A 24,342-nucleotide genomic window follows, 5' to 3' on the forward strand; every position below is an offset into this window, starting at 1 on the left:
TTGCAGGAGCGCTCCATGATTCGGCTCACCGCTGAACTCACCCCGGCTGGCACCAGTTACCTGGCGACCGGCCAAGGCCAGCCCGTGGTTTTGATCCACGGCGTGGGCCTGAACAAAGAAATGTGGGGCGGCCAAATCGTCGGCCTCGCCACGCAATACCAGGTGATCGCCTACGACATGCTGGGCCACGGTGCCAGTCCGCGACCGGCCAGCGGCACCGACCTGCTCGGTTATGCCGATCAGTTGCTGGAGCTGCTCGATCATCTCAATCTGCCGCAGGCCGCAGTGATCGGCTTCTCCATGGGCGGGCTGGTAGCGCGGGCATTCGCCTTGCATTACCCGGAGCGCCTGCAAAGCCTGGTGGTGTTGAACAGTGTTTTCAACCGAAGCGAAGAACAGCGTGCCGGCGTCATCGCGCGTACGGCGCAGGCCGCCGAACACGGCCCCGACGCCAATGCCGAAGCGGCGTTGTCGCGCTGGTTCAGTCGCGAATATCAAGCTGCCAATCCAGCGCAGATCGCTGCGATCCGCCAGACCCTGGCCGGCAATGATCCGCAAGGCTATCTGACCACCTACGAACTGTTCGCCACCCAAGACATGTACCGCGCCGACGACCTGGGCAGCATTCAGGCGCCGACGCTGATCGCTACCGGCGAACTCGACCCCGGTTCGACCCCGGAAATGGCCGAGCAACTGGCCCGGCGCATCCCCGGAGCGAAGGTTGCCGTGCTACCCGAGCAACGGCATATGATGCCCGTAGAGTCGCCGCGCCTGGTCAATCAGACGTTGCTGGAATTTCTCCAATTCGCACACTCCCGACAAAACCATATAAAGGGGATCGTTGCATGACACTCGCACGCTTCCAGATGTGCATCGGCGGAGAATGGGTCGACGCCCTCTCCGGCAAGACCTTCGAAAGCCTCAACCCGGCGTCCGCTCAGGCATGGGCCGAATTGCCCGACGCCGATGAAGCCGACGTCGAACGCGCCGTGCAATCGGCACAAAGCGCTTTCGACAGCCCGGCATGGCGCGGCTTGACCGCCACCGCGCGCGGCAAACTGCTGCGCCGTCTCGGTGATCTGATTGCCGAGAACAAGGAACACCTGGCGCAGCTGGAAAGCCGCGACAATGGCAAGCTGATCCGCGAGACCCGTGGTCAGGTCAGCTATCTGCCGGAATTCTTTCACTACACCGCAGGTCTCGCCGACAAGCTCGAAGGCGGCACGCTGCCGCTGGATAAGCCCGACCTGTTCGCCTACACCGTGCACGAAGCGATGGGCGTGGTCGCCGCGATCATTCCGTGGAACAGCCCGCTGTACCTGACCGCGATCAAACTCGCCCCGGCCCTCGCCGCCGGCAACACGATTGTGATCAAACCGTCCGAGCACGCCTCGGCGACCATTCTTGAGCTGGCGCGTCTGGCCCTCGAAGCGGGGATTCCGCCGGGCGTGGTCAACGTCGTCACCGGTTATGGCCCGAGTACTGGCGCCGCCCTCACCCGCCACCCGCTGATCCGCAAGATCGCCTTCACTGGCGGTGCAGCGACCGCGCGGCATGTGGTGCGCAGCAGCGCCGAAAACTTCGCCAAACTGTCGCTGGAACTGGGCGGCAAGTCGCCGAACATCATCTTCGCCGATGCCGATCTGGACAGTGCGATCAACGGCGCGATTGCCGGGATCTACGCGGCCTCAGGTCAAAGCTGTGTGTCGGGTTCGCGCCTGTTGGTGCAGGACGAAATCTACGACGAATTCGTCAATCGGCTGGTCGAGCGCGCCCAGCGCATTCGCATCGGCAACCCGCAGGAAGACGCCAGCGAAATGGGCCCGATGGCCACCGCGCAACAACTGGCGGTGGTCGAAGGTCTTGTCGCTGATGCCATTGCCGAGGGCGCGCGTTTGCGTACTGGCGGCAAGCGCCCGACGGGTCTCGGCGAAGGCTGGTTCTACGAGCCGACGCTGTTCGAATGCGACCGTAATTCGATGAAGATCATGCAGGAAGAAGTCTTCGGCCCGGTGGCTTCGGTCATCCGTTTCAAAGATGAAGCCGAAGCCCTGGCGATCGCCAACGACTCGCAGTTCGGCCTCGCCGCCGGCATCTGGACCCGCGACCTTGGTCGCGCCCATCGCCTCGCACGCGACGTGCGTTCGGGGATCATCTGGGTCAACACCTACCGTGCGGTGTCGGCAATGGCGCCGATCGGCGGCTTCAAGAACAGTGGCTATGGACGCGAAAGCGGCATCGACTCGGTGCTGGCCTACACCGAACTGAAAACGGTGTGGATCAACCTTTCTCAGGCACCCATGCCTGATCCGTTTGTGATGCGCTAGGAGTCCTGCGAAATGATCGAACCCGGCATTTACAAAGACGTCATGAGCTCGTTCCCGTCCGGCGTCACGGTGGTTACGACGCTTGACCCGGACGGCGGCATCGTCGGCATTACCGCCAGTGCCTTCAGCGCGCTGTCGATTGACCCGGCGCTGGTGCTGTTCTGCCCCAACTACGCCTCCGACACGTACCCGGTACTGCGCGACAGCAAGAAATTCGCGATCCATTTACTGTCCGCCGACCAGACCGCCGAAGCCTATGCCTTCGCGAGTAAAGGCAAGGACAAGGCCAAGAGCATCGAGTGGCATTTGAGCGAACTCGGTAACCCGATCCTGGCCAAGGCGACGGCGATCATCGAATGCGAGTTGTGGCGTGAATACGATGGTGGTGATCACGCGATCATTGTTGGCGCGGTGAAGAATCTGATCCTGCCCGAGCAACCGGTGACGCCGATGATCTACCACAAAGGCAAGCTCGGCCCCCTGCCGACCCTGGCCTGATTGCCACACAGATCCCACTGTGGAACTGCCCATTGTGGTGAGGGGATTTATCCCCGACCGGCTGCGAAGCAGTCGTAAAACCATTGCACGCGGAATGTCTGGTAAATCGCGGTTGCAGGTGTTGGGGCTGCTTCGCACCCCGTCGGGGATAAATCCCCTCACCACAGGTTTCATTCCAACAGGTGGATATGCGTTGTGAGGAGGAATGATGAGTAACGAGAAGTATGAGAAAGGCCTGAAGATCCGCACTCAGGTATTGGGCGAAGCATATGTGCAACGCTCGATCGAGAACGCCGACGACTTCACCCGCCCCCTGCAGGAGATGGTCACCGAATACTGCTGGGGCCATGTCTGGGGTCGTGAAGGCTTGTCGCTCAAGGAGCGCAGCATGATCAACCTGGCGATGATCTCGGCGCTCAACCGTCCGCACGAACTCAAGCTGCATGTGCGCGGCGCCTTGCGTAACGGCCTGAGTCGTGAGCAAATACGCGAAATTCTGCTTCAGGTCGGCATTTATTGCGGCGTCCCGGCGGCCGTGGACAGTTTCCGGCTCGCCCGTGAAGCCTTCGCCGAAGCCGACGCCGAGGCCTCCAGTTAACCCCTCGGCTGTTTTGATGCCCGTCTGGCATGGACAGCCACAGTAAAGAGCGGACCCCATGAAACGCCAGCCACTCGACGACAGCTTCAAGGTCAATCGCAACCCCGTTACCCTGCGCGAAATCGTGCTGGATAAACTGCGTAGCGCGATCATGAATTTCCAGCTTATGCCAGGAGATCGTCTGGTCGAGCGCGATCTGTGCGATCGCCTGGGCGTCAGCCGTACTTCGGTGCGCGAAGCCTTGCGTCACCTCGAATCCGAAGGCCTGGTGGAATTCGCCGACGCCAAGGGCCCGCGCGTGGCGATCATCACCCTCGCCGACGCCGTCGACATCTACGAACTGCGTTGTGTGCTTGAAGGCCTGATCGTTCAGCTGTTCACCCTGCGCGCCAAAGCCAAGGACATCAAAGCCCTGGAGAAGGCCCTCGACGAGAACCGCAAGGCACTCAAGGACGGCGAACTGCAACAGGTGATCGACTCGGTGCAGGGCTTCTACGACGTACTGCTGGAAGGTTCGGGCAACCATGTCGCGGCGACTCAGCTGCGTCAGTTGCAGGCGCGCATCAGCTACTTGCGCGCGACTTCGGTTTCCCAGGAAAACCGTCGCGGCGCCAGTAATCAGGAAATGGAAAAAATGGTCGCGGCGATCAAGAGCGGTGATCCGCTGGCGGCGCATCAGGCCTGTGTTGATCACGTTCGCGCGGCGGCTGCCGTTGCTCTCGATTACCTCAAGCGCAAGCAGGAAGAGACCGGGGCTACCCCGCCGATCACCCTGCCGATCGCCTTGAAAGAACCCCGTATAGGTCACTGATATGTTCAGCCCGAGCTATTGCCCGAAATGCGGTGGCCCTGACCTCGGTCAGCAGATACCGGCGGGCGATACGCACGAGCGCCTGATGTGCCGCGGCTGCGGCTACATCCACTACATCAATCCGAAGATCATTGCCGGCTGCATCATCGAGCAGGACGGCAAATATCTGCTTTGCCAACGGGCGATCCCACCGCGCCCGGGCACCTGGACGTTGCCGGCCGGTTTCATGGAAAGCGGCGAAACCACCGAGCAAGCGGCCATCCGTGAAGTCTGGGAAGAAAGCGGCGTGCGCGCGGAAATCGTTTCGCCGTATTCGATCTTCAGCGTGCCGAAGATCAGCGAGGTCTACATCATCTTCCGCGCCATCGCGCTGGAGATCACCGGGCAGTACGGGCCCGAGACCCTGGATTACAAATTCTTCGCCCCCGAAGACATCCCGTGGGAGCAGATCTATTACCCGGCGATCCGGCAGATTCTCGAGCGCTATATCGAAGAGCGCCAGGCTGGGGTTTACGGGATCTACATGGGCAATGATGACAGCGGCAAGATCCACTTTATCCGCTGAGGACTGCCTATTCCCCGGTGGGAGCGAGCCTGCTCGCGAAGACGTCGGGTCAGTCGATACAAATGTTGAATGAACGACCGCTTTCGCGAGCAGGCTCGCTCCCACAGGGTTGTAGTGGTGTTGCTTAGATAGGGGCGATGCCTTCGACGATGATGATTTCTGCCTTTGCCCATTCCTCGCGGTAGCTTTTCGCTTCCTGGTACGCCGCCGAGTGGTAGCACGCCACGGCTTTTTCGTAGCTCTCGAACTCGATCACCACGCTGCGTTGCGGCGTCTCGCGCCCTTCCATCGCTTCGCTGCGCCCGCCTCTGGCCAGAAACTTCGCGCCGAACTCGGCGAACGCCGCCGGCGCGCGCTGGGTGTATTGGCTGTAGTGATCGGCATCGGCTATATCCACATGAGCAATCCAGTACGCCTTCATAGTGACCTCTTTGTTGATTTTGTATTATGGTATACCAATATATTTCCAACGAACCCTGAGAGTCCAGCATGGCCTTCAACAGCATCGAAGAAATCATCGAAGATTATCGTCTCGGCAAAATGGTCTTGCTCGTCGATGACGAAGACCGCGAAAACGAGGGCGACCTGTTGCTGGCCGCCGACCGTTGCACGCCCGAGGCAATCAGCTTCATGGCCCGTGAAGCGCGCGGGCTGATTTGCCTGACCCTGACCGACGACCATTGCCAGCGTTTGGGCCTGGAGCAAATGGTGCCGGCCAATGGCAGCGTGTTCAGCACCGCGTTTACTGTGTCGATTGAAGCAGCGGTTGGCGTAACCACCGGTATTTCCGCTGCCGACCGCGCCTGTACGGTTGCGGCCGCCGTAGCAAAAGATGCGCGCGCTGAAGACCTGGTGCAGCCGGGCCATATCTTTCCGTTGCGTGCCAAGGAAGGTGGCGTGCTGACTCGTGCCGGCCATACCGAAGCGGGTTGCGATCTGGCCCGTTTGGCCGGTTTCACCCCCGCCTCGGTCATCGTCGAAGTGATGAATGACGACGGCACCATGGCCCGTCGCCCAGACCTGGAAGTGTTCGCGCGCAAGCACGGGATCAAGATCGGCACCATTGCCGACCTGATTCACTATCGCCTGAGCACCGAACACACCATCGAGCGGATTGGCGAACGCGAGCTGCCGACGGTGCACGGCACGTTCCGCTTGATCACGTTTGAGGATCGCATCGAGGGCGGCGTGCACATGGCGATGGTCATGGGCGATCTGCGCCGTGAAGAGCCGACGCTGGTGCGCGTGCATGTGATCGACCCGCTGCGTGATCTGGTCGGCGCCGAGTACAGCGGGCCGACGAACTGGACGCTGTGGGCGGCGCTGCAACGGGTGGCCGCTGAAGGGCATGGGGTTGTGGTGGTGCTGGCCAATCATGAGTCATCGCAGGCATTGCTGGAGCGAGTGCCGCAACTGACCCAGCCGCCACGACAGTTCAGCCGCTCGCAGTCGCGGATTTATTCGGAGGTGGGGACTGGGGCGCAGATTCTGCAGAACCTCGGCGTTGGCAAACTCCGCCATCTCGGCCCACCGCTGAAATACGCCGGCCTGACCGGGTATGACCTGGAAGTGGTCGAAAGCATCCCCTTCACCGAATAACCGTTACGAGTAATCCCCTGTGGCGAGGGGATTTATCCCCGTTGGCCAGCGTAGCTGGCCCCTAATCCTGCGAAAGCGATCCGTCTGGAATATCGCCTTTTCTGCTTTCAGGGCTGCTCCGCCGCCCAACGGGGATAAATCCCCTCGCCACAGTTTCATCCACTGCACATTTTCGATGAAAGCCAAAAAACGCGTCTGCCAGATAACCGGTAAGGCAAAGTGCTTGCACAAAGCTTGGAATACCATAATATGATATTCCATAGACCGGACGCTCCAACGAACGTCCAGCTACTGCTCCCGTCAGGCGGGCAACAACGCAAGCCCGCTCAAAAACACAACAATGAGGGCGTAAAAATGGTGTTGAACAAAGCTGCAACCGCGATCTTTTTTGCGGGACTGCTCAGCGTCACCGGCCAGGCTGCAATGGCTGCCGAAAGCGTGAACTTCGTCAGCTGGGGCGGTAGCACCCAGGATGCGCAGAAACAGGCTTGGGCCGATCCGTTCAGCAAGGCCAGCGGCATCACCGTCGTGCAGGACGGCCCGACCGACTACGGCAAACTCAAAGCCATGGTCGAGAGCGGTAACGTGCAGTGGGACGTGGTCGATGTCGAAGCCGACTTCGCCCTGCGCGCCGCGGCTGAAGGCCTGCTCGAACCCCTGGATTTCAAAGTCATCCCGCGCGACAAGATCGACCCGCGTTTCGTCAGCGACTACGGCGTCGGCTCGTTCTTCTTCTCCTTCGTCCTTGGCTACAACGAGGGCAAACTCGGCGCCAACAAGCCGCAGGACTGGAGCGCCCTGTTCGACACCAAAACCTACCCCGGCAAACGCGCCCTGTACAAATGGCCAAGCCCTGGCGTGCTCGAACTGGCGCTGCTGGCCGACGGCGTAGCGGCCGACAAGCTCTACCCGCTGGATCTGGATCGTGCCTTCAAGAAACTCGACACCATCAAGAAAGACATCGTCTGGTGGGGCGGCGGCGCGCAGTCGCAGCAGTTGCTGGCGTCCGGTGAAGCGAGCATGGGCCAGTTCTGGAACGGTCGCATTCACGCCCTGCAAGAAGACGGCGCCCCGGTTGGCGTGAGCTGGAAGCAGAACCTGGTCATGGCCGACATTCTGGTGATTCCAAAGGGCTCGAAAAACAAGGACGCGGCGATGAAGTTCCTGGCCAATGCCAGCAGCGCCAAAGGCCAGGCCGACTTCTCCAACCTGACCGCCTACGCCCCGGTCAACGTCGACAGTGTCGCGCGCCTGGACTCGGTGCTGGCCCCGAACCTGCCGACTGCCTACGCTAAGGATCAGATCACTCTTGATTTCGCGTACTGGGCCAAAAATGGCCAGGCCATCGCGACACGGTGGAACGAATGGCTGGTCAAATGAAAATGGCGGCCACCGCGTCCCGTCCCTCCACTGCCACCGGGAGCGCGACCTGCGCTGCCGGTTCGGCCCACGGAACACAGGCGGTTGCGATGCAGCAAGCCCCGTCCCTCAGACAACGCTGGCGCGGCGCCGGCAACCTCGTCCCGGCGCTGTTGTTCATCGGCCTGTTCTTTCTCGCGCCGTTGATTGGCCTGCTGTTGCGCGGCGTGCTCGAACCGACGCCTGGCCTTGGCAACTATGAACAACTGTTCGCCAACTCGGCGTATGCCCGCGTGCTGCTCAACACCTTTTCGGTGGCCGGCCTGGTGACGCTGTTCAGCCTGCTGCTGGGCTTTCCGCTGGCCTGGGCGATCACATTGGTGCCGCGCGGCTGGGGTCGCTGGATCCTCAACATCGTGCTGCTGTCGATGTGGACCAGCCTGCTCGCCCGCACCTATTCATGGCTGGTGCTGCTGCAAGCGTCGGGCGTGATCAACAAGGCCTTGATGGCGATGGGCATCATCGATCAGCCGCTGGAAATGGTGCACAACCTGACCGGCGTGGTGATCGGCATGAGCTACATCATGATCCCGTTCATCGTGCTGCCGTTGCAGGCGACCATGCAGGCCATCGACCCGATGATTCTGCAAGCCGGCTCGATCTGTGGCGCCAGTCCGTGGACCAACTTCTTCCGGGTGTTCCTGCCGCTGTGCCGGCCAGGCCTGGCGTCCGGCGGGTTGATGGTGTTCGTGATGTCGCTCGGTTACTACGTCACCCCGGCGCTGCTCGGCGGGGCGCAGAACATGATGCTTCCCGAGTTCATCATTCAGCAGGTGCAATCGTTCCTCAACTGGGGCCTGGCGAGTGCCGGCGCCGCGTTGCTGATCGCGATCACTTTGGTGCTGTTCTACTTCTACCTGAAGCTTCAGCCGGAATCCCCGGTTGGCGCCAGTAACGCGAGGTAAGCCGACATGCTCCTGACTCCCAACGCGATGAGCCGGCGCATGCGCTTCGGCCTCTACGCCACCACCGGGCTGATCGGTTTGTTCCTGCTGTTGCCGATCGTTTTCATCGTGCTGCTGTCGTTCGGTTCATCACAGTGGCTGGTGTTTCCGCCACCTGGCTGGACGCTGAAATGGTACGGCCAGTTCTTCTCCAATCCCGACTGGATGAACGCCGCAGCCGCCAGCCTCAAGGTTGCCGTACTGACGACAATCTGCGCCGTGGCCCTTGGTTTGCCGACTGCGTTTGCGCTGGTGCGCGGGCGCTTTCCTGGCCGGGAAATGCTTTACGGTCTGTTCACCCTGCCGATGATCGTGCCACTGGTGATCATCGCCGTGGCGGTTTACGCGCTGTTTCTCAAGCTCGGTTACACCGGAACGATGTTTGCCTTTGTCGTCAGCCATGTGATCGTCGCGCTGCCGTTCACCATCATCTCGATCATCAATTCGCTGAAGCTGTTCGACCAGTCGATTGAAGACGCGGCGGTGATCTGCGGTGCCTCGCGCCTGCAAGCGGTGTTCAAGGTGACGTTCCCGGCGATTCGTCCGGGCATGGTCGCCGGCGCCCTCTTCGCCTTTCTGGTTTCGTGGGACGAAGTGGTGCTCAGCGTGATGATGGCCAGCCCGACCCTGCAAACCCTTCCCGTGAAAATGTGGACCACCTTGCGCCAGGACCTGACGCCAGTGATCGCCGTCGCCTCGACGCTGCTGATCGGCTTGTCTGTGTTGGTCATGGTCATCGCCGCCGCACTGCGCCGGCGCAACGAAATCAGCGCCTGAGCGCCCAGGAGTACGACATGAGTGCCGTGATCAAAGACGCTTCCCAGCAGAACGACAAACCCCTGGTCAGCCTGCGCAATCTGAACAAGCACTACGGCGATTTTGCTGCCGTCGACAACATCTCGCTGGACATCAAGGACGGCGAGTTCCTGACCTTCCTCGGCTCCAGCGGCTCGGGCAAAAGCACCACGCTGTCGATGCTCGCTGGTTTCGAAACACCGAGCAGTGGCGAGATTCTGGTCAACGGCCAATCGTTGGTGAACGTGCCGCCGCACAAGCGCGACATCGGCATGGTGTTCCAGCGTTATTCGCTGTTCCCGCATCTGTCGGTGCGCGACAACATTGCCTTCCCATTGGCAATCCGCAAACTCGCCGCTGCCGAACGCGACAAGCGTGTCGACGCCATGCTGAAACTGGTCCAGCTTGACCAGTTCGCCCATCGCCGTCCTTCGCAACTGTCTGGTGGTCAGCAGCAGCGGGTCGCCATTGCCCGGGCGCTGGTCTACGAGCCACGCATTCTGTTGATGGACGAACCGCTCGGTGCGCTGGATAAAAAGCTGCGCGAAGATCTGCAGGATGAACTGCGCCAACTGCATCGCCGCTTGGGCATCACCATTGTTTACGTGACCCACGACCAGGAAGAAGCCATGCGTTTGTCGCAACGCATTGCGATTTTCAGTCACGGCAAGATTGTCGGTTTGGGCAGCGGTTACGACCTTTATCAGAATCCGCCGAATGCGTTTGTGGCGTCGTTTCTGGGCAATTCGAATTTCCTCAAACTCAAGGCGCAGGGCAATGCGGCGGCGAGTTTTGAGGGGCAGTCGTTGTCGATAAGGCTGACGGCTGGGTTGCACACGGATCAGGATGTGCTGTTGATGGTGCGGCCGGAAAAAGCGCAGGCGTTGAGCGCACAGCAGGCGCTCAATGAGCCGTTGGCGGCGGGTTGGAATGAGGTGTCGGCGAAGGTGGTGGAAGTACTGTTCCTCGGCGAGAGTCAAACGTGCAGCGTGGTGACTTCGGGCGGGACTTCGATGACGGTGAAGGCACTGTCGGCGGCGGGCATGCCGCTCAAGGCCGGAGATCCGGTGCAAGTGCGCTGGGCCACTGCAGACGCCTGCGTCTACACCGAATGGACCGAGAGCGACCTCAACAAGGCTGCCGGTTCTCACTAAAACTTCCCTGGCATCACAAAATCCCTGTAGGAGTGAGCCTGCTCGCGATGACGGTGTGTCAGACGACAACGATGTGACTGATAGACCGTTATCGCGAGCAGGCTCACTCCTACAATTGGACCGTGTGTCCCCCTCGAGTCACTCCAGCGTCGGGCTGCGGTGGCTCTTTTTTCAGGTGATCGGGGTAAAACCCTCGATCTCATCCGGCCACGCCGTGAGGATTTCGAAGCCCGTTTCAGTCACCGCGACCATATGCTCCCACTGCGCCGACAACGAGCCATCCTTGGTCAGTACGGTCCAGCCATCCGGCATGTTCTTCACATGACGCTTGCCGGCATTGAGCATCGGCTCCACGGTAAAAATCATCCCGGCCTTGAGCTTCATGCCCTGATTCGGGAAGCCGTAATGCAGAATCTGCGGTTCATCGTGGTAGACCTTGCCGATCCCGTGGCCGCAGTACTCGCGCACCACGCTGAAGCCTTCCTTCTCCGCCAGCGTCTGGATCGCGTGACCGATATCGCCCAAGGTGGCGCCCGGTTTGACCACGCGGATACCCGCGCACATGGCCTCGTAAGTGGTCTTGATCAGGTGCTGCGCCTCAGGCGTTGCCTCACCGACCACGTACATGCGACTGGTGTCGCCGAACCAGCCGTCCTTGATCACGGCGATGTCGAGGTTGACGATATCGCCATCCTTCAACGGCGTGCCCGACGGGATGCCGTGACAGACCACATCATTGACCGACGCGCAGACGGTTTTCGGAAAACCGTGATAACCGACGTTGGCCGGCACGGCTTTCTGCACATTGACGATGTAGTCGTTGCACAGCCGATCCAGCTCATCGGTGGTGACGCCAGCCTTGACGTGCGGCACCAGCATCGCCAGCACTTCGGCGGCGAGTTTACCGGCAGCGCGCGATTGGGCGATGTCGGCCGGGGTGTTGATCTTGATCTGGTTTCTCATGCGCTGACGGCTTCCTGAGTCAGTTGTTGCAGATCCAGCCCGCCGTTCTGTTCGGCGCGGATCAGCAAGCGGCAAATGGCGCTGTGGTCGAGGTTGGGGTGCAGCTCGGCGAGCATGCCGATGCGCATCCAGTGCTCGGCCTGCGCGTTGATCGAGCGGCTGAGGGCGTTGCTGGAGATACGCAGGTTCTCGTGCATGTCCTCTGAAATCTTTACGATGCCCATATTCAAATCCGATACGAAGTGTATATGGATCGTATATTAGCCAAGCCCTGTGGAAAATTGCAAATCCTCAGGCAAGCGCCGCATCGAAAAACGACGAGATGAGCCGACTGGAGCGCCGCTCGGCCAGACAGTACAAATAGGTCTCGGTAAAAAGTTCTTCGCCCTCAATGCGGATCGTGCGGATGTTCGGGTCGGCAATGAACTCCGCCTCCGAGACCACGCCCAATCCCAGCCCGCGCACCACCGCTTCACGCAAGGCCTCGCGGCTGCCGATCTCCATGGCGATGCGCGGTTTGACCTGCGCCGCATTCAGCGCCTGCTCCAGCACCAGCCGCGTGGTCGAACCGGGCTCGCGTTGCAGCAGCCGTTGCCCTTCCAGCTCTTCGATCCGCACGCTGCCACGATTGGCCAGCGGATGCTCATGATGCGCGAACAGAATGATCGCGTGCCGCGCATAACTTACCGCACACAGCGCCGGATCATCCTGACGCCCGGCCAGCACGGCGATGTCGGTCACGTAGTTTTCCAGGTCCGACAACACCTGCGCCGAGTTGCCGACGCGAATCGACACGTCGATGTTCGGATGCTGTTGCAGGTAACTGTCGACCATTTCGATTACATGAAACGGCCCCACCGCGCCGACCTTGAGCTGGCCGCTGTCGAGTCGTCCGGAATCACGCAGCAAGTTGTGCGCCTCCAGTTCCAGCAAGGCGATACGCTGGGCGATCGGCAGCAACTGCCGTCCGACGTCGGACAGTTCAATGCGCCGCCCGCGCCGATGGAACAGTTCGACATTGTGTTGGCGCTCCAGGCTTTGCACCTGGGTGGTCAAGGTCGGCTGGCTCAAGCCCGTGGCTCTGGCACCGGCGCTGAAACTGCCATGGCGAGCGACGGCGAGAAAGGCGCGAAGTTTGGCGCTGGACATCCATAGACTCCATCAATAGTTAGCTGCTGTTTCGCATATTGAATTGATTGAATGACTGTCACGTGACAGCCCTAGCCTGTGGCAACTCCCAACCACACCGTGGAATGCCATGAAAACAATCAAACAGTTTCTGCGTGCCGCCAGCCTCACCGCTCTTGCCCTGAGCGCCAGCCAGGTCTGGGCCAAAGACAAACTGACCATTGGCCTGATTCCGTCCGAAGACTCCCAGGCGATGATCGAATCGAGCAAGCAAGTGCTCGACGCCCTGCAAAGCCAGATCGGCATGCCGGTGGTGCCGTTCGTGGCTACCGACTACAACGGCATCATCGAAGCGCTGCGCTCGGGCAAACTCGACGTCGCCTATCTCGGGCCGTTCTCCTATGTGTTGGCAACCTCGGTGGCGGATGTCGAAGCGTTCTCCGTGGCAGTCACCAAGAAGACCGGACAGAGTGCTTACAAAAGCGTGATTCTGGCGCGCAAGGACAGCGGCATTCACACCCTTGCCGACCTCAAGGGCCGCACGTTCGCCTTCGTCGATCCAAGCTCGGCGTCCGGACATCTGTTCCCCAAGGCCGGTCTTGAGCAGGCCGGTTTTGCCCCGGACACGCTGTTCAAACGGGTGATTTTCTCCGGATCCCACGACGCCAGCATCCTCGCGGTCGAGAATAAAAAGGTCGATGCCGCCGCAGTGGCCGACCGCATCTTCGCCAGCGCCGTGGCCAAGAACGTGGTGAAGCAGGATGACTTCGAGGTGGTCTGGAGTTCGAAGCCGATTCCCGAGTCGCCAATGGTCTGGCGCAAGGCGCTCGATCCGGAACTGAAGCAGAAAGTCGCAGCGGCCCTCGCCTCGATCAAGGATGTGCCCTGGGGCGATCAGGGCGTGCTCAATGGCTTCCAGCCGACCACCGACGCGTCTTATGACGTGGTGCGCGAAACCGCCAAGGTCCTCGATCTGGATTTGCGGAGCATGAAATGATCAGCATCCGCCAACTGACCAAACACTACGGCAGCAACCCGGTATTACGTGGCATTGACCTTGAAGTCGCTGCCGGCGAATTCGTCGTTGTGCTCGGGCAGTCGGGCGCCGGTAAATCGACCTTGCTGCGTTGCATCAATCGTCTGGCCCGGGCCGACAGTGGCACGCTCAACGTGGCGGGCATCGATGCACTCGCCTGCCCTGACACCACGGTTTTGCGTCGCGAAGTGGCGATGATCTTTCAGCACCACAACGTCGTGCCGCGCCTGAGCGTGCTGAAGAATGTGCTGACCGGTCGCCTCGGCTCCGTCGGTACGCTCACTTCGATTTTGCAACTGTTCCGGCGTGACGATGTGGCGCTGGCAATGCAGTGCCTGGAACGCGTCGAACTGGCGCACAAGGCCAGCGAGCGCACCGATTCATTGTCTGGCGGGCAGAAGCAGCGCGTCGGCATTGCCCGCGCCTTGACGCAACGACCGCAGGTGATTCTGGCCGATGAACCGATCGCCAGCCTCGACCCGAAAACCGCGCGACTGGTCTTGCAGTACCTGCGCGATGCCACTCGCGAGCTAGGCATCACCGTACTGTGCAATCTGCATCAGGTCGAATACGCCCGCGAGTTTGGCGACCGCGTGGTCGGCCTCGCCCATGGCAGTCTGGTGTTCGATGGCAAAGCCTCAAGCATGACCGAAGCCGATCTGGCGCGAATCTACCCGGGACAATCAGCGCAAGCCTGCGCAGACGTGCCGACGCCCACCCTGACCTATCGAACCGCCTCGAGGGCCTGAGCATGCAAGCGCAAAACTATCAGTGGGTCGGCGACCGTCCCCGTGGCCCGCGCAGTTGGCTGACCACCGCCGGCATCGTCCTGATCGTGCTGTGGACGCTGAACTGGAGTGCCCAGGGCGCGCAACTGAGCCTCGGCGAACTGGCGGCGGGATTGCCGCAGATTGGGGATTTTCTCTCGCGCACCTTTCCACCCGATCTGAGCATTCTGCCGCGTCTGGTGGCACCGGCCATCGAAACCCTGCAGATCGCCATTTGGGGCACCCTGCTCGGCGTGTTGCTGGCGATTCCGCTGTCGTTTCTCGCGGCGCGCAACTTGAGCCGCAATCGCTGGGTGTTTCACACCACGCGTCAGGCGCTGAACTTCACCCGCAGCATCAACGAACTGATCCTCGCCCTGATCTTCGTCTCGGCCGTCGGCCTCGGTCCGTTTCCCGGTGTGCTGGCGCTGGCGCTGCATGGTCTGGGCATGCTCGGCAAGTTCTTCGCCGAGAGCATCGAAGAGATCGATCAAGGCCCGATTGAAGCGCTGCAAGCGACCGGGGCGCGACCGTTGCAAGTGATCGTATTTGGCGTTCTGCCGCAGGTGATCACGGCGTGGATTGCGGTGATTCTGTACCGCTTCGAGGTCAACCTGCGCTCGGCCACCGTACTTGGGATGGTCGGTGCCGGCGGCTTGGGATTCGAGTTGGTGAGCAGTCTCAAGCTGTTCAAATATCAGGAAACCGCGACCTGCATCATCGTCATCACCTTCATGGTAATCGTCGCCGACGCAATCTCCAGCCGACTGCGCGCGGCGATCCAGAGCGGTTCGGCGCACTGACGCCGAGCCGTTATCGGCTGAGCCGATTCAAACCTGCGAATTATCGATTTGAGCCGTTGTCGACGGGCGCCGAGTATGGCGCCACCAACGACAACAACAAGAAGGAATGACCATGACTGCCCGCTTCCAGAACCCCGTCGATACCCGTTTCGGCTGGGGCAGCCTGCAAGAACTCGCCGCCATTACCGAGCAGCAGACCGTCGCCCTCGTCACCTTCCCCGAAGCCCGCGGGCTGGGCCTGGTGGATCGCCTGCAAGCCTTGCTCGGTGATCGCCTGGTCTACATCTTCGAAGAGGTTCAACCGAACCCTGACGTCGCCCATCTGCGCAGCACTTACGAGCAGTTCTGGCAGCACGCCGGCGAATGCGACGTGGTGCTTGCCGTCGGTGGTGGCAGCGCCATCGACACCGCCAAGGCGTTGATCGTCGGCACCGAGTCCGGGCACTTCGATGAGCTGCTGGCTCTGCTGGCGAGCGGAAAGTCGTTTACCCCGGCGCGCTGCAAGCAACTGATCGCCGCGCCAACCACCGCCGGCACCGGCAGTGAAGTCACGCCATGGGCGACCATTTGGGACAGCGCCAGCCAGAAGAAATACTCGCTGCACCTGGATTGCACCTGGCCGCGCGTGGCGATCATCGACCCGCAACTGATGCTCACCGTACCGGCCAGCGTCACCGTTTCCACCGGGCTCGATGCACTGTCGCACGCCCTGGAAGCGATCTGGAACGTCAACGCCAACCCGGTCTCCGACACCTTCGCGATCTCGGCGATCGAAGACATTCTCGAATGCTTGCCGCCACTGCAGCAGGACTTGTCCAGCCAGGAACTGCGCACGCGCATGGCGCTGGCTGCGCTCAAGGCCGGGCTGGCGTTTTCCAACACCAAAACCGCGCTGGCGCATTCGATTTCCTACGAGATGACCTTGCGCCACGGTTTGCCCCACGGCATCGCCTGCTCCTTCACTCTGCCGTTGGTGCTGGGTCTGGCCTGGGGACATGACGCCACCCGTGATCGCACGTTGCAACGCGTCTTCGGCACAGACCTGGCCAAGGCCCAGCAGCAGTTGCGCGAGTTTCTCCACCTGCTCGGAGTGAAGACCGAGTTTGCCGACTACGGCGTCTGCGCCAAGGATGCCGAAGACATCATTCATCTTGCGATGCAGGGCGCACGCGGCAAGAACTTCATCGGTTCCCAAGCCGCCTGACGCCTGGCGACACCCGATCAACCCAAGCACCACCTGCAGCGTCAAGCTGCGGTGATTTCCTGCCGCACCGAAAAAGAGTGCACCCGCCGACGACAACCGGCGGGATTCCACAACAATAAGGAAAAGATCATGAATCGTGCCCAAACCATGCCTGATCTAGCCGTACGCTCTGCCTCGTTCCGGGTCGCCCAGTGGCGCATGCTGCTGGCGGCGATGTTCTGTTACCTGTTTTTCTACACCGGGCGACAGACTTTCGGTTTTGCCATTCCGGGAATTCAGGCCGAGTTCGGCCTGAGCAAGGAAACCCTCGGCTGGGCGTCTGCCGCGATGCTCTGGGCCTACGCCATTGGCCAGGCGATCAACGGCAACCTCGCCGACAAATTCGGTGGCCGGCGCATCATGACCCTCGGCGCGGTGTTGTCCTGCGGCGCCAACTGGGTGACCAGTTTTGCCGGCGGTTTCACCAGTCTGATTCTGCCGTGGGGCGTCAATGGCTACTTTCAGGCGTTGGGCTGGGCCCCGGGCAGTCGGTTGATTTCCAACTGGTGGGCGGCGGGTGAGCGCGGCAAGGTCTACGGTTTCTATACGTTTGCTGCCGGTTGCGCGTCGATTCTGTCGTACGTCACCTCCATCGTCGTGCTGGAAGTGCTGCAACTGGAATGGCGCTGGATCTTCCGTTTGCCGGTGCTGCTGATGCTCGCTGGCGGGATCATTTTCTATCTGGTGGCCCGCGAACGGCCGCAGGATCTGGGTTTCGAGCCATTGACCGACACCGGCGTGGCCAATGCTGATGACAAACATCAGGAAGCCAGCCATGGCCAGGTCGAGTCGTCGGCACAACGCTACAAAGCGGTGCTGAAGAATCCTCGCCTGCTGATCGCCGCGCTATCACTCGGCTTTCAGAACGCCGCCCGCTACGGTTTGATCGTCTGGGTGCCGGTGCATTTTCTCGGCGCCAACTGGAAAAGCGGCGACAGCATGGTCGATCCGAAGTGGATCACCGTTGCCCTCCCCGTCGGCATGGCCGTCGGCGCGCTGAGCAATGGCTGGGTATCGGACAAGCTGTTCGGTTCCAAGCGCTATCTGGCAATCATGCTCTACATGCTCCTCGGCGCTGCGACCAGTCTGTGGATGTGGAGCCTGCCGCCGCACAGTGCAATCGGCCTGGTGGCATTGTTCCTTTGCGGCTTCTTCGTCTACGGCCCGGCCTCGAGTTTCTGGGCGCTGTGCCCGGATCTGGTCGGCGCCAAACGTGCCGGCACCGCGACCGGGATCATGAACTTCTCGTCCTATCTGTTCGCCGGGCTGGCCGAGCCAATGATTGGCCGCTTGCTTGACTCCACGGCAAATACGTCTCTCATCTTCATAGTGGTCACCAGTGCCTGCGTGTGCAGTGCGGCGGTGGCATTGTTCATCCGACGCTGACGGGGCTTGCATGTATCAGTACCACAAGTGGTTGCGTTCCTTTCATGCCGTGGCCAAGACCGGCAGTTTCACCCTCGCCGCCGAGTTTCTCAGCGTCGGTCAGCCGACGGTCAGCGAGCAGGTCAACGCGCTGGAGAAAACCTTCTCGGTCGAGCTGTTCCATCGCCGTGGTCGCTATATCGAGATGAGTGCCGCCGGGCACAAGCTGTTCGCAATCACTCAGGGCCTGTTCGGTCAGGAGGATGAAGCGGTGCAACTGCTGCAAAGTTTCAAGCAGCGCAAAAACGGCATGTTGCGCCTCGGCGCGGTGTCGCCGCCGATTGCGATGAACCTGACTTACGAGCTGATGCAACGGCACCCGGACATCGAACTGGAAACATCGTTTTCCTCAGAAAAGGAGACCCTGGCGCGGCTGTTCAATTTCGACATCGACGTGGCGATTCTGGCGCTGTCGGAATTCGACGAGCGCTTCCACACGCGGCTGTATCACCGCTACCCGATCATCGCGGTGGTGCGCGACGACCATCCATGGGCCGCTCAGTCGCAGGTCCACATCAACGAAATCAGTGGCGAAAAATGGGTACTGCGTGAAACCAGTGCGCGCACCCGGCAACTGGTGGAAGAAAGCTGCAAACGCCTCGACCTGGCACTCAACTGCGTCATGCAACTGAACAGCCGCGAGGCCATCGTGCACGCGATCGTCAAAGGCATCGGTATCGGATTTGTCTCGGCCGTCGAGTACGCCGAAACCCCGGGCACCGTGCCGATCACCTTTGTCGATCACCCGTTTTTCATCGAATACCACCTGTGCTGCCTCGGCATTCGCCGGAACCGACCGCTGATTGCCGAACTGTTTGATTCCAATCCAGCGCTGACCTGATCAGCACTGCCCCTTGAAACGGCCTGCCTCATTGCCGAGGGACGGCCCCCGCTTACCCGAAAACGGAGATTGACCATGCAATATCAGCAACCGACTCACCTGCAAGCCGCCATCCTCGACTGGGCTGGCACCGTTGTCGATTTCGGCTCGTTTGCGCCAACGCAGATTTTTGTCGAAGCCTTTGCCGAGTTCGGCGTGGCCGTTTCGCTGGAGGAAGCGCGCGGGCCGATGGGCATGGGCAAATGGGATCACATCCGCACCCTGTGCAACCTGCCGCAGATTGCCGAACGTTACCGAGCCGCGTTCGACCGCTTGCCGACTGACTTGGACGTCAGCGCTATTTACGAGCGTTTCATGCCGCTGCAGATTGAGAAAATCGCCCTGCATTCCGCGTTGATCCCCGGTGCGCTCAATGCCATTGACGCATTGCGCGAGAAGGGTTTGAAGATCGGTTCGTGCTCCGGTTATCCGGCGGTGGTGATGGCCAAGGTTGTCGAGCTGGCGCGGGAAAACGGCTATGTCGCCGATCATGTTGTGGCCACCGACGAAGTGCCCAATGGTCGCCCTTATCCGGCGCAGTCGCTGGCCAACGTGATTGCCCTGGGCATCAGTGACGTCGCCGCGTGCGTCAAGGTCGACGACACCTGGCCCGGGATTCTCGAAGGTCGCAGCGCAGGCATGTGGACGGTGGCACTGACCTGCTCCGGTAACGCCTTGGGCCTGACCTACGAGCAATATCAGGCGTTGCCGTCGGATCGACTGGCCGAAGAGCGCGCACGGATCGGCAAGATGTTCGCCCCTTCGCGCCCGCACTACCTGATCGACACCATTGCCCAGTTGCCTGAAGTGATCGACGACATCAACGCCCGCCTCGCCCGCGGCGAAACCCCGCAAGCCAGCTGAGTCTAATCCCCGACTCCCCCTGTAGGAGCTGCCGAAGGCTGCGATCTTTTGATCTTGTTTTTAAAGGGTCAAAAGATCGCAGCCTGCGGCAGCTCCTACAGGGGTTTTGTTTGGCCAGAGATCCGGGGGCTAAATTTCAGGCAAAAAAAAAGCTGCCAAAACTGGCAGCCGAAAACTTTAAGAACACGCGATGTATTGGCCCAAGCATAGACGCCAAATAATGACAGTGTCATGACAGCCCACAATTCACTGAACCGCCCCTGCCCCGTCATCAGGATGTCATCAAGACAACGGCAGAATCCTCGCAAACCGTCTTGAGCCTTGAGGCGGATGTTTTGCAAGGACTCCCATGAAAGAAGACGCCTCGCTGTTTGCCGCCATCGACCTGGGTTCGAATGCATTTCGCATGATGATCGGCCAATCGGTGCGCAGCAGAAAGGGCTTCATGATCCAGGAAGTGAAAACCTTGCGTGAGCCTGTGCGGCTGGCCGAGGGGTTTGACGGCGGCGCACTGGACGCGTTGGCACTCGATCGTGGCTGGCAGGCGTTGGCGCGCTTCGGCAAGAAATTGCGTGGTTTCGAGGCGGGCCGGGTTCGCGCAGTCGCCACCAGCGCCGTGCGTGAGGCCGACAATGCGCAGCTGTTTCTGGCCAGTGCCGAGCGGCATCTGGGCTTTCGAATCGACGTCATATCCGGGCAAGAAGAGGCGCGACTGGTGTATGCCGGCGTCGCGCAGACCTTGCCGGGCGCTGAGGATATGCGCCTGGTCGTCGATATCGGCGGCGGTTCCACCGAGCTGATTCTGGGTCAGGGCTCGCAGCCGTTGCTGACCGAAAGCATCGCCATCGGCAGCGGCACTTTGAGCACGCGGTTCTTCCGCGGTGGCGACATTTCTCCCGGCGCCCTGCAAGAAGCTGAACGCGTGGCCATCCTGCAATTTGAACAAGTCGCGCGGCGCTATCGGGCTCAGGGCTGGCAGCAGACCATTGGTTCCTCAGGCACAGCGCGCATGTTGGCCAAAGTGCTCAAGGCCAATCACCTCAATGACTTCGGCAAGGGTGGCATCACCTATGCCGGGCTGTTGCGTTTGTCATTGCTGTTGCTGAAGGTGAACAACGTTCAGCAACTGAAACTCGCCGGCCTGCAACCTCATCGCCAGAGCATCCTGCCCGGTGGCCTGGTGTTGATGCTGGCAGCGTTCAAAGTCTTCGGCATCTCGCAAATGGCCCCCTCCGAACCGGGCCTGCGCCTCGGCGTACTGCACGGTCTGATGAGCAACCACTAACCTTTGCGCACTGCAGCAGAATCACTCGCTAATCAAGGCTTTCCTGATAGCGAGGACGCCCTTTCAAACCTCAATGACGCCTTCCTGTAAAAGCCGATAAATGCCTCCCTCCTCCTCATGGTTTTCGTTCTATCGTTAGATCGAAATGGCTGTATTTGCGGCGGACTAAAGGTTGCGACAGAGGATGTCTGCGCCTATGTTGCAGGCGAGCTTTTCCCCCGCGAATGGAACGCGATCAACACCACAAAGAGGTGAAGAAATGTCTAAGGAATCACGCCCTGCCGTACTTGGGCTGATCGGCAATACTCCGCTGGTTCAAGTCACTCGCTTTGATACCGGGCCGTGCACACTGTTTCTCAAGCTTGAATCACAGAACCCCGGCGGCTCGATCAAGGATCGCGTCGGCCTGGCGATGATCGACGCGGCTGAGCGTGACGGTCGCCTGCAACCGGGCGGCACCATTGTCGAGGCCACTGCCGGCAACACCGGCCTGGGCCTGGCGCTGGTCGGCCGCGCCAAAGGCTACCGCGTCGTGCTGGTGGTACCGGACAAAATGTCCACCGAGAAAGTCCTGCACCTGAAGGCCATGGGCGCTGAAGTGCACATCACCCGCTCCGATGTCGGCAAGGGTCACCCCGAGTATTACCAGGACGTCGCGGCACGTTTGGCCAAAGACATTCCCGGCGCCTTCTTCGCCGATCAATTCAACAACCCCGCCAACCCCCTCGCCCACGAATGCTCTACAGCGCCGGAGATCTGGGCGCAGACCGAGCATGACCTGGATGCCATCGTGGTCGGCGTCGGTTCGGCCGGTACGCTCACCGGGCTGAGCCGCTTCTTCAAACGCGTGCAACCGGATCTGGAAATGGTTTTGGCCGATCCGGTAGGTTCGGTGATGGCTGAATACAGCCGCAGCGGCAAGATGACCACACCCGGCTCGTGGGCCGTCGAAGGCATCGGCGAAGACTTTATCCCGTCGATCACCGACCTCACCAGCGTGCGCCACGCCTACTCGATCAGCGATGAAGAAAGCTTCGATCACGCCCGGCAATTGCTGCGTGCCGAAGGTATTCTCGGCGGCTCGTCGACCGGCACCTTGCTCGCTGCTGCACTGCGTTATTGCCGCGAACAGACCGAACCGAAACGTGTGGTGAGTTTCGTCTGCGACACCGGCACGCGCTACCTGTCGAAGGTCTACAACGACCAGTGGATGACTGATCAGGGGCTTTTGCAGCGCAAACGCTATGGCGATTTGCGCGATCTGATCGCCCGTCGTTTCGAGGATGGCCGAGTTATCAGCGTCGGTCCCGACGACACGTTGCTGACCGCGTTTCAGCGCATGCGTCTGGCCGATGTTTCGCAACTGCCGGTGCTGGTTGAGGGCAAGCAACTGGTCGGCGTGATCGACGAATCGGACATCCTGCTGCCGGTGCACGAAGACGCGGCACGCTTCAGCCAATCGGTCTCCAGCGTGATGACCGACAAACTGCAAACCCTTGCGCCCGGCGCCGCCCTCGCCGAGTTGGAAGCGGTGCTCAGTCGTGGCCTCGTGGCCATCATCGCCGATGCTTCAGGCTTCCATGGCCTGATCACCCGCACCGATATGCTCAACCAATTACGGAGATCCCTCGCATGAGTCAGCACGACGATAAATCCCAAGGCTTCGCGACCCGGGTGATTCACGCCGGTCAGGCGCCGGATCCGACCACCGGCGCACTGATGCCGCCGATCTATGCCAACTCCACTTATCTGCAAGACAGCCCAGGCGTGCATAAGGGTTTCGACTACGGTCGCTCGCACAATCCGACGCGTTTTGCGCTGGAACGCTGTGTGGCGGATCTGGAAGGGGGCACCCAGGCGTTTGCATTCGCTTCCGGGCTGGCAACGATTTCCACGGTGCTGGAACTGATCGACGCCGGTTCGCACGTCATCTCCGGCAATGACTTGTACGGCGGCACCTTCCGCCTGTTCGACAAGGTGCGCCAACGCAGCGCCGGGCATCGTTTCAGCTACGTCGATCTGACTGACCTGTTGGCATTCGAAGCGGCGTTGCAGGACGACACGCGTCTGGTCATTGTCGAGTCGCCGACCAACCCGCTGCTGAGCCTGTCCGATCTGGCGGCCATTGCCCGTATCTGCCGTGCACGCGGGATCATCAGCGTGGCTGACAACACATTTGCCAGCCCCTATATCCAGCGTCCGCTGGAACTGGGTTTCGACATCGTGCTGCACTCGACCACCAAGTACCTGAACGGTCACTCCGATGTAATTGGCGGTATTGCCGTGGTCGGGCAGAACGCTGAACTGGCGGAAAAACTGGGTTTCCTGCAAAACGCCGTGGGCGCGATTTCCGGGCCATTCGATGCGTTTCTGACCTTGCGCGGGGTGAAAACCCTGGCACTGCGCATGGAGCGTCATTGCAGCAACGCACTGGATCTGGCGCGGTGGCTGGAGCAGCAGCCGCAGGTAAAACGCGTCTACTACCCGGGTCTCGAGTCGCACCCGCAACATGAATTGGCCAAGCGCCAGATGCGGGGTTTCGGCGGGATGATTTCCGTGGATCTGAACAGCGATCTGGCCGGCGCGCGGCGCTTCCTTGAGAACGTGAAGATCTTCGCACTGGCGGAAAGCCTTGGCGGCGTCGAAAGTCTGATCGAGCATCCGGCGATCATGACCCACGCGACCATTCCACCTGAAACCCGCGCAAAACTGGGGATCGGTGATGGTCTGGTACGTCTGTCGGTGGGCGTTGAGGACATTGAAGACCTGCGCGCTGACCTGGCGCATGCGCTGACTAAAATCTAAGTTTGCAAGAACGACAAAGCCCGCCATAAGCGGGCTTTGTTTGTTCGAGTAGGCGGCCAGTGCTGGTCTCTGGCTTACAAGGTTTATCGGGCTTCCCACAGTACTGGGCCAACGTGAAAAAAATTGGCGGCCTCAGCTGCTTCACACGGCGTAAGGGCTGGATCTCAGCGCGGAGATCTTTCTAACCGTGTACCCTTCGGAGCGCGCCCCACGCTCCCTTGCTATCCGCTTGCGCATCAGTCTGCGTCTTCGCCTACACCTTTGAGCCTAGCAAAAGGTCGAGAACACGTAGCAAGGTTTTTAGACTGATTTCAGCTTTGCCAATCGGGTGAAGGAAAGTAATCGCCTAACAGCCGTCGATCCCCCGCCGCGCCGCCGTCCTGCAGCGACCTATACTGGTTCAGTCAAGTAATGACTACGTCGACACCTGTGC

At 60.7% G+C, this 24,342-nt stretch carries 25 protein-coding genes; 21 read left to right on the top strand and 4 right to left on the bottom strand.

Translation table 11 applies throughout. From position 1 onward, the window contains the following. Nucleotides 1-15: 15 nt before the first annotated feature. The 6 genes from JFT91_RS14485 (at nucleotide 16) to JFT91_RS14510 (ending at nucleotide 4,799) form a co-directional block, all read left to right on the top strand. Nucleotides 16-849 carry an alpha/beta fold hydrolase gene (locus JFT91_RS14485; RefSeq protein ID WP_201232807.1) on the top strand — a complete coding sequence of 278 codons (834 nt, stop codon included), beginning with the start codon at nucleotides 16-18 and terminating at the stop codon, nucleotides 847-849. Continuing rightward, on the top strand, nucleotides 846-2,327 hold the full coding sequence (locus tag JFT91_RS14490; RefSeq protein WP_201226729.1) for an aldehyde dehydrogenase: 1,482 nt from the start codon (nucleotides 846-848) through the stop codon (nucleotides 2,325-2,327). Before JFT91_RS14485 ends, JFT91_RS14490 begins: the two co-directional genes overlap by 4 nt. A gap of 12 nt (nucleotides 2,328-2,339) precedes the next feature. Then, nucleotides 2,340-2,825 (top strand): flavin reductase family protein, encoded by a 486-nt coding sequence (locus tag JFT91_RS14495; protein ID WP_201232808.1) that lies wholly within the window; start codon nucleotides 2,340-2,342, stop codon nucleotides 2,823-2,825. A 208-nt stretch (nucleotides 2,826-3,033) separates the two neighbouring features. Then, nucleotides 3,034-3,423 carry a carboxymuconolactone decarboxylase family protein gene (locus JFT91_RS14500; protein ID WP_007968634.1) on the top strand — a complete coding sequence of 130 codons (390 nt, stop codon included), beginning with the start codon at nucleotides 3,034-3,036 and terminating at the stop codon, nucleotides 3,421-3,423. A gap of 58 nt (nucleotides 3,424-3,481) precedes the next feature. Then, the gene (locus JFT91_RS14505) at nucleotides 3,482-4,234 is read left to right on the top strand and encodes a GntR family transcriptional regulator (RefSeq protein ID WP_103305749.1); all 753 of its coding nucleotides are present in this window, start codon (nucleotides 3,482-3,484) and stop codon (nucleotides 4,232-4,234) included. Nucleotide 4,235: 1 nt separating this feature from the next. Continuing rightward, nucleotides 4,236-4,799 carry an NUDIX hydrolase gene (locus tag JFT91_RS14510; protein WP_201232809.1) on the top strand — a complete coding sequence of 188 codons (564 nt, stop codon included), beginning with the start codon at nucleotides 4,236-4,238 and terminating at the stop codon, nucleotides 4,797-4,799. A gap of 124 nt (nucleotides 4,800-4,923) precedes the next feature. Here the strand turns inward: JFT91_RS14510 and JFT91_RS14515 are convergent, their stop codons facing one another. After that, nucleotides 4,924-5,220 (bottom strand): DUF1330 domain-containing protein, encoded by a 297-nt coding sequence (locus tag JFT91_RS14515; RefSeq protein WP_201232810.1) that lies wholly within the window; start codon nucleotides 5,218-5,220, stop codon nucleotides 4,924-4,926. Nucleotides 5,221-5,288: 68 nt separating this feature from the next. Here JFT91_RS14515 and ribBA point away from each other — a divergent pair, with 68 nt between their 5' ends. The 5 genes from ribBA (at nucleotide 5,289) to JFT91_RS14540 (ending at nucleotide 10,710) form a co-directional block, all read left to right on the top strand. Next, the gene (ribBA, locus tag JFT91_RS14520; protein WP_201226733.1) at nucleotides 5,289-6,398 is read left to right on the top strand and encodes a bifunctional 3,4-dihydroxy-2-butanone-4-phosphate synthase/GTP cyclohydrolase II; all 1,110 of its coding nucleotides are present in this window, start codon (nucleotides 5,289-5,291) and stop codon (nucleotides 6,396-6,398) included. Between the two features lie 354 nt (nucleotides 6,399-6,752). Next, nucleotides 6,753-7,778: an ABC transporter substrate-binding protein gene (locus JFT91_RS14525; RefSeq protein ID WP_201226734.1), complete on the top strand. Its 1,026-nt coding sequence runs from the start codon at nucleotides 6,753-6,755 to the stop codon at nucleotides 7,776-7,778. Continuing rightward, on the top strand, nucleotides 7,775-8,722 hold the full coding sequence (locus tag JFT91_RS14530; protein ID WP_201233224.1) for an ABC transporter permease: 948 nt from the start codon (nucleotides 7,775-7,777) through the stop codon (nucleotides 8,720-8,722). The genes JFT91_RS14525 and JFT91_RS14530 overlap by 4 nt, the downstream gene beginning before the upstream one ends. Nucleotides 8,723-8,728: 6 nt before the next feature. Next, nucleotides 8,729-9,538, top strand: a complete 810-nt coding sequence (locus JFT91_RS14535; protein WP_007918021.1) for an ABC transporter permease — start codon at nucleotides 8,729-8,731, stop codon at nucleotides 9,536-9,538. 17 nt (nucleotides 9,539-9,555) lie between these two features. Continuing rightward, a complete protein-coding gene (locus JFT91_RS14540; protein WP_201232811.1) occupies nucleotides 9,556-10,710 on the top strand; it encodes an ABC transporter ATP-binding protein in 1,155 nt (384 codons plus the stop codon). A gap of 171 nt (nucleotides 10,711-10,881) precedes the next feature. Here the strand turns inward: JFT91_RS14540 and map are convergent, their stop codons facing one another. The 3 genes from map to JFT91_RS14555 form a co-directional block, all read right to left on the bottom strand. Continuing rightward, nucleotides 10,882-11,673: a type I methionyl aminopeptidase gene (map, locus tag JFT91_RS14545; protein WP_201232812.1), complete on the bottom strand. Its 792-nt coding sequence runs from the start codon at nucleotides 11,671-11,673 to the stop codon at nucleotides 10,882-10,884. After that, entirely contained in the window at nucleotides 11,670-11,897 is a 228-nt protein-coding gene (locus JFT91_RS14550; protein ID WP_007918027.1) for a ParD-like family protein, read from the bottom strand. Before JFT91_RS14550 ends, map begins: the two co-directional genes overlap by 4 nt. A gap of 67 nt (nucleotides 11,898-11,964) precedes the next feature. After that, entirely contained in the window at nucleotides 11,965-12,822 is an 858-nt protein-coding gene (locus tag JFT91_RS14555) for a LysR substrate-binding domain-containing protein (protein ID WP_201232813.1), read from the bottom strand. 109 nt (nucleotides 12,823-12,931) lie between these two features. Here JFT91_RS14555 and phnD point away from each other — a divergent pair, with 109 nt between their 5' ends. From phnD to JFT91_RS14605, 10 genes are all read left to right on the top strand, one after another. Next, nucleotides 12,932-13,798: a phosphonate ABC transporter substrate-binding protein gene (gene phnD / locus JFT91_RS14560; protein WP_201232814.1), complete on the top strand. Its 867-nt coding sequence runs from the start codon at nucleotides 12,932-12,934 to the stop codon at nucleotides 13,796-13,798. Further along, complete coding sequence (phnC, locus tag JFT91_RS14565) at nucleotides 13,795-14,586, top strand: phosphonate ABC transporter ATP-binding protein (protein WP_201232815.1); 792 nt, start codon at nucleotides 13,795-13,797, stop codon at nucleotides 14,584-14,586. The genes phnD and phnC overlap by 4 nt, the downstream gene beginning before the upstream one ends. A 2-nt stretch (nucleotides 14,587-14,588) precedes the next feature. Next, nucleotides 14,589-15,407 carry a phosphonate ABC transporter, permease protein PhnE gene (gene phnE, locus JFT91_RS14570; protein ID WP_201232816.1) on the top strand — a complete coding sequence of 273 codons (819 nt, stop codon included), beginning with the start codon at nucleotides 14,589-14,591 and terminating at the stop codon, nucleotides 15,405-15,407. Between the two features lie 112 nt (nucleotides 15,408-15,519). Further along, nucleotides 15,520-16,611, top strand: a complete 1,092-nt coding sequence (psrA, locus tag JFT91_RS14575) for an iron-containing alcohol dehydrogenase PsrA (protein ID WP_201232817.1) — start codon at nucleotides 15,520-15,522, stop codon at nucleotides 16,609-16,611. A gap of 129 nt (nucleotides 16,612-16,740) precedes the next feature. Next, nucleotides 16,741-18,036, top strand: coding sequence for an MFS transporter (locus JFT91_RS14580; protein WP_201232818.1), 1,296 nt, complete (start codon nucleotides 16,741-16,743; stop codon nucleotides 18,034-18,036). A gap of 10 nt (nucleotides 18,037-18,046) precedes the next feature. Further along, nucleotides 18,047-18,916, top strand: coding sequence for a LysR substrate-binding domain-containing protein (locus JFT91_RS14585; protein WP_201232819.1), 870 nt, complete (start codon nucleotides 18,047-18,049; stop codon nucleotides 18,914-18,916). A gap of 75 nt (nucleotides 18,917-18,991) precedes the next feature. Further along, nucleotides 18,992-19,819, top strand: a complete 828-nt coding sequence (gene phnX / locus JFT91_RS14590) for a phosphonoacetaldehyde hydrolase (RefSeq protein ID WP_201232820.1) — start codon at nucleotides 18,992-18,994, stop codon at nucleotides 19,817-19,819. 349 nt (nucleotides 19,820-20,168) lie between these two features. Then, nucleotides 20,169-21,104, top strand: a complete 936-nt coding sequence (locus tag JFT91_RS14595) for a Ppx/GppA family phosphatase (RefSeq protein ID WP_201203002.1) — start codon at nucleotides 20,169-20,171, stop codon at nucleotides 21,102-21,104. 259 nt (nucleotides 21,105-21,363) lie between these two features. Continuing rightward, complete coding sequence (locus JFT91_RS14600) at nucleotides 21,364-22,740, top strand: pyridoxal-phosphate dependent enzyme (RefSeq protein WP_201226740.1); 1,377 nt, start codon at nucleotides 21,364-21,366, stop codon at nucleotides 22,738-22,740. Then, the gene (locus JFT91_RS14605) at nucleotides 22,737-23,909 is read left to right on the top strand and encodes a cystathionine gamma-synthase (protein WP_201232821.1); all 1,173 of its coding nucleotides are present in this window, start codon (nucleotides 22,737-22,739) and stop codon (nucleotides 23,907-23,909) included. The genes JFT91_RS14600 and JFT91_RS14605 overlap by 4 nt, the downstream gene beginning before the upstream one ends. Nucleotides 23,910-24,342 lie beyond the last annotated feature (433 nt).

The organism is Pseudomonas sp. TH08 (genome assembly GCF_016651275.1).
Classification (GTDB): Bacteria; Pseudomonadota; Gammaproteobacteria; order Pseudomonadales; family Pseudomonadaceae; genus Aquipseudomonas.